General features: G+C 52.6%; 13 protein-coding genes and 2 pseudogenes. 9 read left to right on the plus strand and 6 right to left on the minus strand.

Going from position 1 to position 17,579, the window contains the following annotated elements:
• Positions 1 to 157 precede the first annotated feature (157 nt).
• Complete coding sequence (locus OSO_RS51830) at positions 158 to 454, minus strand: hypothetical protein (protein WP_237729244.1); 297 nt, start codon at positions 452 to 454, stop codon at positions 158 to 160.
• A gap of 525 nt (positions 455 to 979) precedes the next feature.
• Positions 980 to 1,966, minus strand: coding sequence for a S1/P1 nuclease (locus OSO_RS0102235; protein WP_010581939.1), 987 nt, complete (start codon positions 1,964 to 1,966; stop codon positions 980 to 982).
• Between the two features lie 260 nt (positions 1,967 to 2,226).
• Between OSO_RS0102235 and OSO_RS47345 the strand changes: the two genes are divergently transcribed.
• From OSO_RS47345 to OSO_RS0102260, 4 genes and pseudogenes are all read left to right on the plus strand, one after another.
• Complete coding sequence (locus OSO_RS47345) at positions 2,227 to 3,126, plus strand: thermonuclease family protein (RefSeq protein ID WP_010581940.1); 900 nt, start codon at positions 2,227 to 2,229, stop codon at positions 3,124 to 3,126.
• Between the two features lie 20 nt (positions 3,127 to 3,146).
• Positions 3,147 to 3,794, plus strand: a complete 648-nt coding sequence (locus OSO_RS0102250; RefSeq protein ID WP_010581941.1) for a hypothetical protein — start codon at positions 3,147 to 3,149, stop codon at positions 3,792 to 3,794.
• Between the two features lie 294 nt (positions 3,795 to 4,088).
• Positions 4,089 to 4,151 (plus strand): annotated as a pseudogene (locus OSO_RS52430) (hypothetical protein); the annotation flags it as partial.
• A 38-nt stretch (positions 4,152 to 4,189) separates the two neighbouring features.
• Positions 4,190 to 4,783, plus strand: a complete 594-nt coding sequence (locus OSO_RS0102260; protein ID WP_237729245.1) for a magnesium chelatase subunit ChlI family protein — start codon at positions 4,190 to 4,192, stop codon at positions 4,781 to 4,783.
• Positions 4,784 to 5,002: 219 nt separating this feature from the next.
• Here the strand turns inward: OSO_RS0102260 and OSO_RS51835 are convergent, their stop codons facing one another.
• Both OSO_RS51835 and OSO_RS52435 read right to left on the minus strand, forming a co-directional pair.
• The gene (locus OSO_RS51835) at positions 5,003 to 5,326 is read right to left on the minus strand and encodes a hypothetical protein (RefSeq protein ID WP_237729246.1); all 324 of its coding nucleotides are present in this window, start codon (positions 5,324 to 5,326) and stop codon (positions 5,003 to 5,005) included.
• A 3,966-nt stretch (positions 5,327 to 9,292) separates the two neighbouring features.
• Positions 9,293 to 10,729 (minus strand): annotated as a pseudogene (locus OSO_RS52435) (DEAD/DEAH box helicase); the annotation flags it as partial.
• A 146-nt stretch (positions 10,730 to 10,875) separates the two neighbouring features.
• Here OSO_RS52435 and OSO_RS0102270 point away from each other — a divergent pair.
• Genes OSO_RS0102270 through OSO_RS52440 form a run of 4 tightly spaced genes read left to right on the plus strand, consistent with a single transcriptional unit; the run spans position 10,876 to position 14,318 of the window.
• On the plus strand, positions 10,876 to 11,592 hold the full coding sequence (locus OSO_RS0102270) for a vWA domain-containing protein (RefSeq protein ID WP_010581945.1): 717 nt from the start codon (positions 10,876 to 10,878) through the stop codon (positions 11,590 to 11,592).
• A 28-nt stretch (positions 11,593 to 11,620) separates the two neighbouring features.
• Entirely contained in the window at positions 11,621 to 12,589 is a 969-nt protein-coding gene (locus OSO_RS0102275; RefSeq protein WP_157604957.1) for a PP2C family serine/threonine-protein phosphatase, read from the plus strand.
• A gap of 12 nt (positions 12,590 to 12,601) precedes the next feature.
• Positions 12,602 to 13,912, plus strand: a complete 1,311-nt coding sequence (locus OSO_RS0102280; protein WP_010581947.1) for a protein kinase domain-containing protein — start codon at positions 12,602 to 12,604, stop codon at positions 13,910 to 13,912.
• A 13-nt stretch (positions 13,913 to 13,925) separates the two neighbouring features.
• The gene (locus OSO_RS52440) at positions 13,926 to 14,318 is read left to right on the plus strand and encodes a TerY-C metal binding domain-containing protein (RefSeq protein ID WP_010581948.1); all 393 of its coding nucleotides are present in this window, start codon (positions 13,926 to 13,928) and stop codon (positions 14,316 to 14,318) included.
• A gap of 44 nt (positions 14,319 to 14,362) precedes the next feature.
• Here OSO_RS52440 and OSO_RS52220 read toward each other — a convergent pair whose 3' ends face one another.
• Positions 14,363 to 15,067, minus strand: coding sequence for an IS3 family transposase (locus OSO_RS52220; RefSeq protein ID WP_010581949.1), 705 nt, complete (start codon positions 15,065 to 15,067; stop codon positions 14,363 to 14,365).
• A gap of 33 nt (positions 15,068 to 15,100) precedes the next feature.
• Positions 15,101 to 15,499, minus strand: coding sequence for a transposase (locus tag OSO_RS52225; protein ID WP_010581950.1), 399 nt, complete (start codon positions 15,497 to 15,499; stop codon positions 15,101 to 15,103).
• A gap of 362 nt (positions 15,500 to 15,861) precedes the next feature.
• Here OSO_RS52225 and OSO_RS0102300 point away from each other — a divergent pair, with 362 nt between their 5' ends.
• Positions 15,862 to 17,316 carry a YML083C domain-containing protein gene (locus tag OSO_RS0102300; protein ID WP_157604959.1) on the plus strand — a complete coding sequence of 485 codons (1,455 nt, stop codon included), beginning with the start codon at positions 15,862 to 15,864 and terminating at the stop codon, positions 17,314 to 17,316.
• Positions 17,317 to 17,579 lie beyond the last annotated feature (263 nt).

Raw genomic sequence — 17,579 nt, forward strand, 5'->3', positions numbered from 1 at the left:
GCACTGAAATTAAACGCATCGAGGATTGGCCGTCGACAAAATGAATTGCTGCACAATCGACAGAGTCTGTTAGAAATGGTCAGTTCCAAGAGGACTGAGAATTCGTCGCGGGTTTTGCAAAATGTTCCATTTATCGAGGAGCATCCATCTAGGAGCCCTAAAAAGTGCAATCGGCGCCAGGCGTGATCCCCTGATTATCATGCCTGAGAATTGGAGATCCCGAGGAAAATGAAATGACGAGAATGCTGTCGAAATCGTTCTCCTTCCAATTCAATTCTTGTTCTACTCCGAGGGCCTTCGCGAGATTTGGAATCTCACTGTGATTCCACACCATCAAAACGGTCCCTTTCTTTTTAAGGACATCACTAGCAGCTCCTTTGGAGTCTTTCTCATCAAATTCGCTCGTAACCTTGAGGTTGTATTTCGCGGCAAAGGGGCTGACTGTTTGAAACATCCTCGAATGTGCTGTCGACTTTCCACAATTTAATTTCGGGACGTAGACGTGCTTCGGAGTTTGAAACTTCTGATGCAAAACGGCGGGAAGTCGAAGTGCTCGATTCATTCCTTGGCACGACAAGTTGTCGCCATCAGCCGGTTTCTCCGCGTGTCTGATGATGACAACTTTCAAGCTCGGATCTGGGGCCTCGTCTGCAGAGACGGAGACAGCGATCAGGCCAACTACGACTAAGAGAAGTACCGACCATGAGCAGAAGTTGTACATGCGATTTCGCCATTGGAGTGGTGGCTTCGAGATTACTAGGTGCCGAATGAAAAGCATTTAGAGGTGCGTGGTAGTAGCGATTGCACCGCATCGGATCGGCGTGCAAAAGAGCATGGAACTAAGGAGACGGCTGCGACGCGTGACTGCAAAAGTAGCGTTGCTGGCACCCTGACACCTCCTATGGCAGCCCACGGCAACATCAAGGCCCGCTGAGAGTGCGAAGCGACCGAGGATCAACTAAAGCTTCTGTACCTCGTATCAATGTGCTGCTGCTACCAACCCTTTCAGGATTGCTCCCAATCGAAAGCCCGCCTGAACAACTCGTTTGTCGCAGGCCGCATCGCCAGCTCGCAGATAGTCCTCGCTAAGATGAATCGGCTGATGCTCGATATCCGTGTGGGCAGCCTCCATGATCCGGAGAGTTGCCAGTAGCTCATCGTCGTAGACGAGACCCATTGCGAGGGCTTTGCTTTCCTCAACCCACTTCATTTCGTCCAGATCTACAGTTGCTTGAGTGCCTAACGCTTGAAGCTCAGGTATCGCAAGCAACGAAATCGCTTGCTGCTGGACTGTTCGAAACGAAAGCCGTCCTCCTGGGAAGTCGTCCCATACGGAGTGAAGATTGTCTTTCTGAATCGTGCTGACGCGGTTTCCTCCTCGATCGCCGGTTGGGAAGAGTCCACGCGAGAAGAAGGCAGTAGAGTGCAGGGGCTGATGAACATCGCCGATGGTGTGAAAAAGCCAAGAGAGCATCAGGGCTCTTTCCGACTCGCCCTTTGAGGTATCAGCAATTGTGCTTCTGGCGGAGCGAATTACTTGGATCACGTTTGAGTCATCTGCAAGCTGAGACGGAGTCGATGTCGAGAGATTGAGACTTGCTTCCGGATGGAGTGCTTGCCGATCATCCGAGGAAAGGAACTCCGGGAAGTTGATAAAGTGCCAAAGTGGCCTATGGAACGTCGTTTTCAAGTTGCCTTGATACCCCCTCGCGATATCCGGAAATACGGCGGCTTGCTGAAAGGCCCATTCGATCTTGGCATCATCGGTCAGACTGCTCGGCGTTTTCGCGGCGAACTCTTCCGGGAACCGTGGGTGCTTTTTTAGGAGTTCGAACACCGCCGTCTTCTCGACTGGGCTCAACTGGCGAAAGGCAATCGCCGCGACAGTTTTATGCCCACCGTCGTGCCAAGCAAAAGCGCTCGACGCACTGACGAAAATCGTGATGCAGGCGAAGATCTGACGCACGGTTGGCCCTCCAAATCTGTGGATATTTGCACAAACAAATGTGAACAATCATCACTACTGTATCATTGTTCTGATAGGTGCGAAATGAATCAACCTCGAATTTTCGCGGCGCAGTTTCATGGCGAAAACGTCTCCTCAAAATGTTACCACAACACGTTTTACGCACAAATAATTCGAGAATTTCGTCATGAACGGTTGGATTCTTCGGAAAATCTCGGTAGCGTCACAGAGTGATTTAACTTCGTACAGGAGGGTTGCCAATGCGACGAACACTCAATGTCTGTTGCTGCATTTTTGCAATGGCCGGCGCCACCGTCAGGGAGGCTCCAGCGTCGGAGGTGATCGCGAAAATCGTGGTCGCAATCGATGGCGATACTGTCGTCGCGAAGACGAGTTCGTCGACGATCACTGTGCGGCTGGAAGGCATCGATGCTCCTGAAAAGGGGCAGCCGAGCGGACCCGAATCGCGGGAAGCACTGCGGTCTCTCTTGGTCAATAAGCAGGTCGTGCTAAAGACCTCGGGAACCGATAAGTATGGCCGGACTCTCGCGACGATTTTGCTCGACGGGAACAACATCAATTTGAAGATGGTCTCCGACGGTCTCGCCTGGCACTACAAGCAGTACAGCAAAGACGAAGATCTGGCAAAGGCCGAAGCCGAAGCAAGGACCGGCGAGAAGGGGCTCTGGGTAGAAAAGAACCCAACAGCACCTTGGGATTTTCGCCATCCGCCTGCCAAACCTGCGATAGCTCCTCCAGAGAAGACCGTTGCGGTGCCTGTCGTTACGCCCCCTGCCACAGCGAATAGTTTGGTGACAGTCCCCAAGGCTGAACCCATCGTGAAGGCCAGCGCCTCCGCTACGAATAGCAAAAGCGGATCGTTCAAGGAAAGCGAAGCCGAAAAGGCGTACGAGAAAGCCAACGGTGTTGAAGTGGTCCATCGCAAGGATGGAAGCACCTACGAACGACGACAAGCCGGATCGTCCTCACCTGCAGAGAAGGCAAAGCCGTCGAGCTCGTCAGCACCAACTAGCAGCAAGGGAAAGAGCTCATACAAGGAAAGTGCCGCAGAGAAAGCATACGAGAAGGCAACCGGGAAAGAGGTTGTCCACAAGAAAGACGGCACGACGTACGAGCGGAAGGCACGTTCGAAAAAGTGAGCACACAAGAGGTAAACGCGATGCGTTTCGAAATATCTGACATCTGGTCAATGCCGCACGTCGGTGCGCTGATGGTTTCTATGATCACGCTTGCAAGCCCTGGCTTTACGCAGGACAGCGTAAGCAAAGGTGACTCACCCGTCACAACCGTGACTAAACAGATCGTGGAATCCAAGTCGGCATCGCAAGTTGTCATGAAGACGCCGGAACAATTTATGACATTTGAGATGCCTCCGAAGAAGAAGGTGTCCGAGACCGAACCTCCGTTGGTTGGAGGTACAAATCCGATTGTCGCTGCAGTTCTGGCCGATTCCCAGAGTTCAGCACCTGTCCTAAAAGCGTGCCAAGAATGGCTCGTTCAGTACTACGTTAGGCAATCCGAAATTCTGAAGGAACAACGGAGTGCAATCTCCACGACAAATTTCATCAGCCATGTGGTCTGTGTCATCGTTCATTTGGCTTTGCTGATCTGCCTTGGCGTCGCAGTCCGCGAATACTTTCATGCGGAAAAACTTAGAAATCAGGAAATGCCGACGACTGAGTTGGCTGTCTCAATGAATAACATTTCCATGAAAACTGCGAGGAATGGCATCGTTCTCCTCGTCTTGTCGATCGTCCTGTACTACTTGTACTTGACGATCGTCTACCCAATCACGGTCGTCGGCTGAACCGATGAATGCACAGCCTCGTCGGCCAAAACGTATTCCCCGACAGCTCGCGGCCTAACCACTGTTTGAATCCCGAGCTCAGCCATGGCAAGCCCTCCACGCTCTCCTGTTCGCGCTAAAACTCTCAAGTCACTGCTGTCGCGTGATCACTCGCTGAACGGTGGGATTCTCTTCGGATTGGATGGCCGACTCATTGAGATTCAGGCACGTGCAATCTCTGTCCTTCGGCAGCCCATGCCCTGGAGTGCGGCAGTCAGCCTGACTGGGATGGCCCCAACGTCAGTCAGGGAAGCGATGGGACGCCTCTCCGGGGCATTTGCGAAGCTGCAAATCCCGGAACCAGAAGTCGAAGTTCTGATTAATCTCGCGCCTGCAGACTTGGTAAAGCATGGGACTTGGCTCGATCTTCCGCTCGCGACACGCAGAACAAACGGTACTTCGGTCTTGAAGTCCCGTTCAATGCGGCCATGCCAGGAGGCCGAGTGCGGGACTTCTGCGAATTCAGCGAACGAAGAATGGAGTTCTTCAAGCACACGATCGAAGAAAGCAGCCTTTCAACCCGATCTATGGACAGGCTCGCGAAGGTGGCGAGAACCGTGGCGATGAACCAGAAGCTGTTTGATCAAAAGGACGTTATTCAAGGCGTCGAGTCCCCCATGGTGGGGATGAAGGTCATGAAATACGGCATCAATTCACGTCTGACTCACGGTATGGTAGATGGGATCGGAGGCAGTTTCGAGCTTGACTATTCAGATTACGGTGACCAGAAGCGCTGGATTGATGGAATTCGGATTGTCGTCGATCCCGATTTGCCCGAATCCGAAATCAGCCTTTCCGGAGATTCAGGATCGGTCTGGATCAACCGCGCTACGAGCAAAGCCGTCGCACTCCACTTCGCCGGTGAAGATGGCTTGGGACCGACCGCTGAGTACGCCTTGGCTCAATCAATGCCACGAGTGTTTTCGCTCCTTGGCGTCGGAATAATTTAGCCAACAACGCTGTGGATAGGGCCAAAGATTGCAATTGCGGATCGAACATGAAAGAGGAGTAGATTCGGTACATCGGTAACATCAACCGACGGCACCATTCGAATCAGACGAGGTAGCGATGCAGCCTCCGTGGTCCGAAAAACGGGGTCCACTTCATTAGGCAAGATTTGCCTCTGAGCGAATCGACGGCGCGGCAGGTCGTAAAGAAGAGTCCATCCTCTACTCGTAGAATCCATCGTAGGTGCTCTCGCGTTTCCACTCCGATGCGGTTCGGACACCAACAACCAGTTTCCCGTAGATTCGCATATTCGAAGAATTCACGAGCAGGCAACCAGCGTGACGCCTCGAAGAAAACCATGTTTTCTTCTGAAATTCGATGCACACTGCCAAGACTTTGCGACTTGCTGATTCGACCGCCTGAACGGAGATGATCGACGAAAGTATGGTTCCGCCCAGACGTTGCAAGATCGGAATCAAATCGGGTCGATCCTGAGCGCCCAACACCGTTTTACCATCAAGCATCCCCGCGAGCGGAGTGAGCATAAAGTTTGAATCCAGGTAGCGAGCGGAGAAATCGATTTGTGTGAGTTCGCACGTCGCCGCTAGGTTCGCATCAATTCGCTTGCCAGTCCAAGCACACAGTGTCGCAGCATCCTTCAAAATTCGCTTTTGAGTTTGTGTACACGTCGTTAACAAATCACGATCAACGAGACCTTTAACAGAATCGCATTGTTCGAGCTCATCCAGGAGCAGTATTTTTCTACTCACCTTGCATCGGCCCATCTCGGCTTTTGTACCTTGCCGACCTGTGGGTTTGTCGGACGAGATTAGAAGCGATTTTCTGACGGGGCGTGACCGATAGTCTGAATATCCAATTTCTGAGCTGATAACGCGATCGCCCGTATCAGTACACTTATGTAGTGCCGAAGGAATAACACGTTTCCCGGTGGCAGCGCACGTCTCTAATACGTCGCGCCAAACCACCTCCGAACTGACCTCGCAAACTTCAGATTCGTCTTGCGGTATCCGCTTTCTTGTAACAGCACAGACAACGAAGAGTCGTTTGAGGCACGCCCTGCCGGATGCCTGACTCCTCTCAAGAAGGTCGGATGTCACGCGACGCCTACTGCTTTCGCAAACTCCAATTTCAGATGGCAAACATATGGCGCCAGACTCTTCGCAGTGCTCCATTTCTCTCGCGAGCGCCCGCTTTTGGCTTTTGTCTGATGCCTTCAGCAGATCCAATCTGACCAGCTCGCCAGAAACAGCTGATTTCGCCATCTCATCAAGGAGTAAGACCGCCTTGGATTCCGAGCAAATTCCGAATTCATCTGCAGTCCCCATTCTACCTGGAGGCTTTTCCGATTTCCGGAGCAATCGCCGTGTGACAATTCTTGGCCGATAGTCTGATCGGCCAGAATGCTCGTGGAGTATTAACGCCCCAGTATCTTCGCAGCGGACGAAGTATTTCTTCTGCGCAACAGCTCCAGACTCGGCACATGTTTCAAGTGCGGTCGACAACACGAGTTCGCCGCTGATGTAGCAGGGAGTCAATTCATCTCGGGCTACGAGCCGATTGGTTGCTGCGCACCGAGATGCCTCCTTCTCTAGTATTCTGCGATTGGATACTTCACTCGTTACTAAAAGATCGCATGCAACTCGCATATGAGTGATCGCACAAACCTCTGTGTCTGTCGGAAGCAGCCTACGTCCAGTGACTTCGCATGTTATGAGTTCGTCAGGGTGAACGTACTGATCGCGAATCGTGATTAACAATTCTCGATCGATCAGACGATTTGAAACTGCCGAACGACTCATCTCGTCGATCAAAAGCGTCTTTCCAGATACTTCGCACGTTCCCGTCTCATCAATAAGTCCGACACGGTGCGGGGGCCGTTCAGATCGTCGTAGTAGATTTGGGCTGGCACATCGCGAACTGACATCCGAGAAGATCGCAACTTCCTCCGTTAGCCACGCACCTGAACAATCACATCGGAGCATCCGACTGCGTATAGCGGAGATACGGCTGATAGAGCATGTTTCCAACTCCGACGGCAGAACCATGTCGCCCGTCAACCCACACTTCTGAAGCTCATCCCGACCGACAAGCTTTCCAGTTACTGTACACTTGGCTGACAAGTTTGTGAGAATCTGTCGACCGGAAGCTTCACTGACCGTCAAGAATCGTGTCGAAACAGTTTGCTGCGTAATTTGGCACCTGCCCACCTGGCTCGGCAGAAGAGTTTCATTCGAGATCTCGCAAACGACCAATTCACTTGGATGGACTAGCTGATCTTCGATTTGAACGAGTAACGAGCGATCGATTAGTCGATTCGAGACCGATGAGCGGTTCAATTCGTCGACCAGCAATTTACTGTGCGATATTTCGCAGATAGCAATTTCGTCTGGCAGTCCGCGTCGATGCGGCGGCTTATCAGAAATGCGTGCCAAATCCGGCCGTCCATGGCGTCCACTGACATCGGATGTGAAAGCGACAGACGGAGCGAGCCAATCATCTGTGATATCGCAGTAGGTGATGTACTTTCGAGAGACTCTCTTGCCGCTTACAGCGCAAGTCTCCAGCTCAGATGGCAAAACGTAATCGCCACTCTCGTCACATTTCTCGAGCTCTGACGGCAAAGCCAGACGACGAGTCACTGAGCAGGGCAGTAACAGGTCCGAAAGTACGAGCAGACCACTGTGTTCGCTGTAGGCTAACAGCGTTTCATCGACGAGGAGTCCGGTAGCTTCGCACGTTTTTGCTTCATCTTTGAGAAGGAGCTTTTCTGTTTTGTGGCAACGAACAGTTTCACTGTCGAGACCGAGCCTACCAGATTTCTCCGAAGCCACAAGGAGCGCGGTGTCAACCGCCATTTTAGAGACTGCTGACAATCCAATTTCATCGATCAGCAGCCGACGTTTTGAGAACTCGCACGATGCACATTCGATTTCTAGTCCCAGGCGGTGCGGTTGCCGTTCAGATGCAAAAAGAAGATTTTTTGTAACGATCTTGGATGAAACATCAGATGTCGCTGACTCGCTACGAAGAATGCGATTATTTGTTACCACACACGTCACGAATTCGCTTGAAATCGCAGTCCGCCCCGAACTCATGCACTTCTCGACCTCGTCGTCAATCGCAGCTTTCCCTGTGACTTCACATTTGACGACATACTCTGGCAATGCCTGGCGTCCACTCACATCTGATCTCATGAGCGAGTGACGTGGAACCGACCTATCCGTCCGATCACATTTACCAAAGACACCGTAAGGCATCCGGAGACCTGTGACCGCGCACTGTTCAACAATTGGTTGTTCAATGATCTGACCCGTAATTGGCACAGCCTGTAACGTCGCCTCGTAAGCGTAGCCGTCCAGTTCGAATGTGATGTCGACAATCGCTTCTTCGTAGCACTGTCCGCGGAACCCGACGACTTCAGCGACCACAGTCACAGTAAAGTCATCTTCAACACGTTGACAAAGATGCGGGTCCCCCCCGGCTCGAGACAGCTCGGCAATTCGTCGACTCGCATAGTATGTCGAAAAGCAATTAACTTGCTCGTTGTTCGAGACTTCCCGCCTGACCCGAATCAGCGTGCCCTCGGAAATACTCTGCAGAGAGACGGGCCTCTCTAAAATGTCATGCGAAGCTGATGAAGTCGGAGTGTATTGCGCGTGCCTTTCAGGGGTGGCATCGTGCTCAATGAGTTGTTGGTGCTGATCGACGCGATTCTCTGCAGTCGTTCGCACCAGCACGCGGCCGTTGACAAACGGCTTACGGCTTCTAACTCGACATGTGCGGAATGTCATCCCTGGATAAGTCAGACACCACTTTGCTGCGAGACGCGAGGCAGCTTGTTCCGTTTGTCCTCGAAGGTCCACCACACGATGCGATCGAAACGACGCCCATCGCTCTACTAATCGATCAAAGGCAGGCTGTCCAGGAATCATTAGAATCGTAGAACCATCTGATTGGGCCGATGCCGCCGCTGATTGATTTACAGTGAACCTCTTCGCGCCACGTTCACTGGAGCGCAGCTCGTATACCCCAGATGTCACCTCCTTATGTACCTTCCCCTCGGCGATCATTGCGCGGACAACAAATCTTTCGGGCGTCATTGACGGAGTCGGCTTGTCCAATTTGGGCGGAGGCTCGGAGAATGTGGATGACGCGTCAAGGGAGCCCAAATCTTGATTCATTCGACCACAATTTGCGTCGTATTCTTCTCGCGCACGATCGATACTTGCAGCTCGAAGTTCCGCGTCTTTTTCCGCGTCTTGGCCGATCAAGGATTGAACCACCAAGTTCCGAACGATCGTCTCGAACCGTTCGGACATTCCGTCGTCAGAGTCTCCATCCAATCCAGCCAGAATCGACTCAATATCGCCAACGGTCTGAGTGACTGCAAGTAGTCGTTGAACGAGTCGAGAAACGACCTTCTCTTCAACCGTGTTGGCAGCCACGAGGTTGATGACATGGACCGACTTGTGAGTGGAACCTAAGCGTTGAACTCGTCCGATCCGTTGCTCGAGAACCATTGGATTCCAAGGCATATCGTAGTTCACCAGCACGTTGGCTGCTTGAAGGTTTACCCCTTCAGCGCCTGCATCAGTTGAAATGAGAACATGAACCCTTGGTGGGTCTGCGACGAATAGAGACTTATCTCGCTCGTTCTCTCTGGCGCGACCGCCTGCGATCATCCCAACTGGGACTTCCTCACGAAGCAGCGTTTGCCGAATCAACTCTTGCGTTTCTCGCCTGCGCGTAAAAACGACGACACGCCAATCAGACCGAGCCGCCCGCAGCTTTCCGCAAATGACCAAGAGTTTTGCGAGCTTTGCAGGTACGGCGATGGTCTGTGCGATCGCGCGTACCTTACGTGCAGCTTCTGTCAGTCTCGAATTCTTTTCGGACATATTCTCCAGCTGGGCAGCTAGCGCAGCTGGACTGCTCATTAAGGCCTCTCCAAGCGACGACTGGAGCAGCGGTGTAATTTGCTCAACGAAACCACCAATGATCGATTCGAAGCTCCTCTCACCCGCAGTCAGAGTGACAAGGACTGTTGCGACATCGCGATCAGGGAATGCCAGCCTAGCATCAACCCTTCGTGTTCTCGCGATGTAGCCATTGATGATGCGTCTGAATTCAGCAGACTTCTTCGGTTCGAGACGACGTCCATCTGATCGCGCCTGGAGAAACGTAGTGCGGAAATCCTTGTAGTCACCAAACGGATTTTTGTGGCCTTTCGACAGAGTCAGAAGATCAATCAGGGAGTAGATATCCGTGAATTTGTTCTGGATCGGAGTTGCAGTCAGCATCAGAAGATATGTAAACCATCGTGCTTCAATCGCATTCCTGATCTCTTGAGCGACCTTCGGAGCCGCGCTCTGCCCATGCAAGTTACGAAGCCGATGTGCTTCGTCCAGAATGAGCATTTGGAATGCGTCGATCGGCATGTCCCGGTCGGGTAAGTACCTCGCCGCAGTTTCGTACGTCGTCACGACTACTTGTGCGTCCCGGTCGCCGCTGTCCAGAATATCGCTACCGACGCAGACCTCAGCTCGAATCTGGAACTTTTCGTCCAACTCTCTGACCCATTGATCGCACAGAACTTTGGGGCAGATAACTAGCGCGCGAGCGACACGACGACGCACCATTAACTCGCTCAGAATCAAACCAGCGCTGATTGTCTTTCCAAGTCCCACCTCGTCCGCAAGGAGCACAGACGGAGCCAATCGACAGAACGAGATTAGGTTTTGGACCTGATGGTGAAACGGCTCGACTCGATCTTTCCACCGCTCTGCGGAAAGGATGTCGTCGGCAGATCTAATGACGATTGGAGAGGACAACTTGAACTCAAGCGCTGCTTTGTAGAGTTCGTACGATTCATCAGAAGTCGCGGCGGAAAGTGGAGCGTCGAGGAACGAATTTAGCGCAACAGTCATTTGCAAGTCACCATTTGACGGAGGAATCTCACAATTTTCATGCTGCGAGAGTGCTTATGATTGCCGAATGCTTGAGTTTTTTTCAACAATTATCACACTGATTGTGGTTTTGCATCATTGATTTGACACGGATCTCGGAGCACAGTATGGCAAAAGCGTCACGTCCAGGTGGAGAAATGGCCAGTCGGCCGCTGCATTTCTTTTGGATCCTCGACTGTTCTGGCTCGATGGGTGGAGCGAGGATTCAAGAACTAAACTTTGCCATCCGCGAATGTATTCCGGCGATGCAGGAAGAGGCACGCCAGAATCCCGAATGCAATATGCTTATTCGAGTCATAACCTTCTCGTCTGGAGCAAGATGGCACACAGGTACTCCGACGCCTATCGCAGATTTCAAATGGACCGACGTCACTGCCGACGGAGTTACCGATATGGGGCGAGCCATGGAATTGCTCGCAGATGTTCTAACGGTCGAAGCGATGGGCGATCGTGCGCTGCCGCCAGTATTGGTGATGCTGACTGACGGCCAGCCTACGGACAACTTCTCTGGCGGCCTAAAGAAGCTCATGGACCAAAGATGGGCTCAGAAAGCCGTTCGAGTAGGGATTGCGATTGGTGGCGACGGCGACACCAATGTTCTTGAGAAATTCATCAATCACCCTGAATTTAAGCCACTTCGAGCAGACAATGCGCCGACGCTCGCCAAGTACATCAAGTGGGCTTCGACCGCTGTCGTGAAAAGTGCGTCCGCACCAGTGAGCGAGGTTTTTGGATCGTCGAAGTCGATGTCGGGAAATGTCTCGATCCCTACACCTCCAATTCCCGTGCCATCCGCTCAGGTCGATCCTGGGGATGTGTGGTGATTTTTCTCGAACATTTTGAGTAATAAACGTGACCGAGCAAAAAACAACTCATGTGTGGCGAAGCTGCGCACGCTCAGTGCGCGGGGCATCGCACGTCCGTTCAGGCAAACCAAATCAAGATTCATTTCAGGTCAAGTCATCAAATTCGTCTAGTTCGTCAACGATTGCCATCGCTGTTGCAGATGGCCATGGTAGTCACAAATGTTTCCGCAGTGATGTCGGGTCGGAACTAGCCGCATTGATCGCTGTAGAGCAGTTAGTTGAAACAAGTCAAGAAGCGAAGTCAGAAACTGGTTCGACTGATCAAGTTCTGAGATTCAAATTTGAAATTGAACTCCCTCAGCGGCTTGTGCGCCTCTGGCAGCAAGCAGTCGACGAACATCTGCGAAAGAATCCATTTTCTGAATTGGATTTGGCGAGCCTCACAGGCAAGGATCGAACCGCTGTCGAAGCAGATCATTACACTGCTTATGGCTCTACGATCGTAGCGGCGCTTTTGCACTCAAGCCACGCTCTATCGGAAGCGAGCTACGAAGTCTATCTTCAGCTCGGTGATGGTGACATTCTGGTCGTGCGAGACGTGCATGAATCAGGCAATCCGCACCGTCCTTTACCACCTGACGAGAATTCATTTGCGAATGAAACGGCATCGTTATCACGCCAACAAAAGCCGGGCTCGCTGAAGCGGCCGCAGAGCGCTTCTGGCCCTGCGCCAGATTTCCGGGTGCGAGTCATGAATCGTCGGAGTAATTCCCCGCCATCTCTCATTCTGCTGACAACCGATGGTTACGTGAATGCTTTCTCGACTACTGCTGGTTTTGAGAAAGCAGCAGTTGACATTCTGGAGATATGCAACAATGAAGGTTGGTCGACCATCGAAGAACAACTGGCTTCGTGGCTTGAGGAAGCGTCAGCAACCGGGTCTGGAGACGACGTAACGGTTGGCATAGCTATCCCATTTCTAGAAACGACAACTCCCAACATTTGCACGAATTAAGGTTAAGCGTCAATGAGCGATACGCTGGTAGAGAATCTCGAATTGAAGTCTGAATCGGGGCAGCCCATTACTGTAGAAGGCCTCTTGGGAAGCGGCGGGCAAGGGGAAGTCTGGCAAGCGATGTGGAAGGGCGCACCCCACGCCCTTAAATGGTACTACCCTCATACGGCCACTCCGGAGCAACTGGCTCAGCTTCGGAAACTGGCACACAAAGGTGCACCAGATTCAAGGTTCCTGTGGCCGCTCGATATCATCCCCAATGCGAGTAACCTGGCAGGTTTTGGTTATGTCATGAAGCTTCGAGCCCCTCAGTTTAGGGGCGTGATCGATCTTATGGCGAGGAGGTCAGAGCCGACATTTCGAGTTCTCTCCACTGTGGGGCTTCAGCTTGCGGAATGCTACCTGCATTTGCACGCCAAAGGGCAATGCTATTGTGACATCAGCTTTGGTAACGTGTTCTGGAACGATCAAACCGGCGATGTGCTGATCTGTGACAATGACAATGTTATCGAGAATGGAGAAACAGCGGCAGTCGCGGGAACGATTGGATTTATGGCACCCGAAGTGACTACGGGATCCACGCCGCCATCGATCAAAACAGATAAGCATTCACTAGCGGTCTTGCTGTTCTACATCTTCATGCTTCACCATCCCCTCAGGGGAATGAAGGAAGAAGAAATCAAAGCTCTGGACTCGCTCGCAAAGAGGAGAATTTACGGCGAGCAGCCTATTTTTATTTTCGATCCAAACGACGATACGAATCGGCCACACCCACTTCACCACAAAGTCGTACAGAACTTCTGGCCGATCTATCCTCAGTTCCTACAGAGCATCTTCACGACTGCGTTCACCGATGGTCTCAAAGATCCTGATGCTCGGGTCACAGAGAATCAGTGGCGAGCTGCAATGGTTCGCTTACGCGATAGCATTGTCTATTGTGGATGTGGCGCCGAGAATTTCTACGATCAAGATCAGTTAAAGCAGCATGGTACGTCGAAACCATGCTGGGCGTGCGGAAACTCGGTCACGCTGCCATTCAGAATTCGCCTTGGACGATCAGTAGTGATGCTGAACAGCGATACCAAATTATTTCCGCATCACATCGATTCATCGCGAGAGTATGATTTCAGCACTCCGGTCGCGGAAGTGAGTCGACACCCGAGGGATCATCAACGATGGGGGCTCAAGAATCTCGGACTGTTGAAGTGGACTATGTGCGACACGTCCTCGAATGTGAGAGATGTGCAACCTGGCCAGAGTGCTGAACTTGCTCAAGGCGTCAAAATTAATTTTGGTCAAACTGAATGTGAAATTCGGTATTAGGAAGGAAGCAGAGATGAAGGATACTGATTTGAGACGACGTTGTGAGACGCGTCTCAACGTTTTCATCTTGCTAGGGCGTTGTCAAAAGACCGATCGTTGTTTTGGGGTTCGCTTTGAAGAGGGCGCGTCCGACGAATGGATAGCGGACTGGGCATTCGCATTGACAGAGGGGGTCGCTGGACGGGAGCGTTACGGTCAGAAGAATGTGAATGGAAACTTCTCATTCTCGCTGGAGTACCCTGGCTGTCCCCATTGCGAGAACATGGGAACGTTCGCATGTAGCTGTGGAAAAGTTTCATGCCTCGATGCTCGCCAGCAGAACGTTCGATGTCCGTGGTGCCGATCAAAGGGGACTGTCGACCCGGAATCGACAGTCAATCAATTAGGTGTCGGGACTGATGTCTGAACTATGAAGTGGCCCCCGTTTTTTAGACCACCGGGAACCATTTCTTAGATGGTCTTCACGGGCTTTCGGGGGCGAGGGATTTGATAAGCTTGCCAGGGAGTGCGATTGGCCAGTCCCTGGTGAGGTCGCTCGTGGCGATAGTACTGGAAGTACGCTTTCAACCCTTCATGACAATCGGCTCCTGTCGTGTATTCCTTGAGGTAGATGTTTTCATATTTGACCGTTCTCCACAGACGCTCGATCATCACGTTGTCAATCGCCCGACCCTTGCCGTCCATGCTGATCGATATCGATTCCTGTTCCAGTCGTTTGGTGAATTCGTGACTCGTGAATTGTGATCCCTGATCGGTGTTGAAGATCTCTGGCCGTCCATGTTGGAGGACTTCATCGAGCGCCTCGATGCAGAATTCTGTGTCCATGCTGTTGGAGAGTAGCCAAGCCAATACGTACCGGCTGTACCAGTCCATCACGGCGGTCAAATACAAATATCCCCGCCGCATCGGAACGAATGTGATGTCGCAAGCCCACACTTGATTGGGACGAACGATATCGACTCCTCGAAGCAGGTAAGGATAAATCTTGTGACCTGCCGCTCGGACCGTTGTCCGAGGCTGCGGGGCCAGCGACTTGAGTCCCATTTCCCTCAGTAATCGCTGCATTTTCTTGCGATTGACCACCTGGCCGTGACGTTCCAGATGCGACACCATCCCCCCGGCTGCCCAGGTGCGGACGTTGCAGATATTCCTCATCGATCAGTCGCATCAACTGAAGATCTTCTTCGCTCACCGGAACAGGTTCGTAATAGACATTCCAACGATGCAGACCCAGCAGTTCGCACTCCTTCGAACACTCAGCAACCGATCACCGGGCTCAATCCATGACCGGCGTTCAGCCACCGTTCTCGGCCACGTTTTTTTGAGCCAATCGAGTTCGACTTTGAGCCGACCGATCTGCTCATAGAGCTCTGCTGAACTCGGTTCATCTATTGCCGCCTTCTTGGCCGAGGGCGATTCAAACACGCTGATCGTGCCGTCCAAGAGTTGCTTCTTCCACAGCGTGATTTGTGTCGGATGAACCTTGTGAATTGAGGCCAGTTCACTCACCGTCTTCAGGCCTCGGATGGCATCCAACGCCACTTTCGCCTTAAAGGCACCTTCGAATATCCGCCGCTGCCGAGGCATCGTTTTCTCTCTGAGTTTCTGCTCACCACGATGCCTCTGTTTTTACCTTTCCAAGACCGTTTTTCCATCTAACCCGGTGGTCCGAAAAACGGGGTCCACTTCAAAGTGGGTCATTGCCGACGTTTCTGTCGACGTCGGATCATGGCATGAACAACTCATTCAACGAGCAGGCATTCGTTCCAACCCAGCGTAGTTCCATTCGGATTGGAACCCTGTCGTGGAGAGCGTTCATGAAGTCCGAAGATTTTCGAAACTCAACCGTATAGATAGAAGTGATGTGTTCATACGCTGGCGCTACAGTTTGTAGAATTTCGCGAACAGGTGTCACGCACGACAGACGACGTTCACGAAAGGATTCGCAAATGGCTATTGGATTAGGCAACGGACTGCCAAGACAGCGACCTCAGACAGTGGGACAATCGGGCCCAGCAGACGCATCGAACCCGGCCAATGGCGTTGGTATGCGATTGCCGCAGCGACGTCCTCCGACTCGCCCAACGGGTTCGTCAAACTTGCCAGATGGCGCTCAGGTGTTGCCGATTTATGGGTCGCGGCCAACAGGCCCAATGGGTGGCGCAACGCCAATCCCAAACCATATTCCTGGCCAAGAACAGCGTCAGTTGATGGGGGCACAAGCAGGCTCGCCGAGGACTCTGTTGCCTGAGTCGGAATTGCCGCCTCCTGGCCCCGTGCATCCATTACGAACGCCTGCACACGCTGCGTATGACGTTGCCCGCGATCAGCGAATGCAGCAGGGAGATTCATACTCAAGCGGTCTACAGAACGCTCAGGCGGCTCCATACCAGCGAAACCTGAAGACGTACAACTCGATGGGGCAGCCCACTCCTCACATGACGGACGTTCGCTCTCGCGCCGATGCTGCCATCGCAGGTGGATCGGTCGGTCCACGACCAGCACCGCTTGTTCCCTCGCAGGCAACAATGGTTGCAGCTCGAGGACAGAACCTTGAACTTCCATCGCTCTACAAGCCTGATAACGCTGCGCCTGCACCGAAGCCCTACGCTTTGGATGGAACTTCCGGCGGGAGCGGACCGAACGGCGAACGGCTTACGATGGGTGGCCCGGCTCAGTGGAAGCAACAGTTACCTGATGGATCTGCGACGGTAACGGCCGGTGTTCGAGGGGCCACGCCTAAGTTCACAGAAGGCAACACGTTCATTTCCGACAACGGCACGAAAGATGGAATTCCTGTGAACGTGCGATTTGACCCGAGTCAGGGAAACCTGCAACTCGTTGGGCAACGCACAGATGGCTTGGTGTCAGCGGGAAACGGGATGGTTCGTGACCCTAAGACTGGGGTGATCGTTCGCGATCCAGGACTCGAAAAGGCAGATGCGAAAGCAGCGATGCGCAAGCAGACTCTGGAAGATCAACGAGTACTGAAGGCGGGTGCGAACAACCCTGTGTTTCGTGGAAGTCCGCGATACATCGCGGCTCAAGGTCGTGCGAAGGCGATGGCAGACATGATTGCAGGTCCTGCTCGTCAGCAGAAACTGAAAGAAGAAATCGCCATGCAGGCGCATAGGCATGCGATGGAACAGCGCGAGGCCGTCAATCAGGCGAAGATCGCTGCAATGCAACGAGAGATGGCACCGGGCTATTTCAGTGGTGGCGAAGATGCAATCCGTCGGGTTGAGGGCAGGCTGGGTGATCCTTCGGGTGTTGATGCAACACAGTATGACCCGACTGCACCGCTGCAGCTCCCGGCTAAGCGACCAGCGAATCAGCCTCGACCATATCGGTCGTTCTGGGATTCGTTTGGTCGTGGACTCGCAAATGGGCTCAGCGGTGGCTGAAGTCCGCATCACGAAGTTCACCACTATGTGAACCCCTGCTGTTCGGTGATCGTGACGACGGTCAAGTCTTGGCCCCAGCGATTCCATAGATCCGTTGGGGCTTTTCGGTTTCAGATTCAAGGATGATTTGATGGCGGCCCAAGGCGACATTGAAATCGACGAAGAAGAGGATGATGCCGAGCAGGATGTCTACATGCCTACACAGCTCGAGATTGAGCGAGCGTGTGCTGCGATTCGCGCGGGTTGGAGCAAGCGCCTGGAAG

This window comes from Schlesneria paludicola DSM 18645 (genome assembly GCF_000255655.1).
GTDB classification, from domain to species: domain Bacteria; phylum Planctomycetota; class Planctomycetia; order Planctomycetales; family Planctomycetaceae; genus Schlesneria; species Schlesneria paludicola.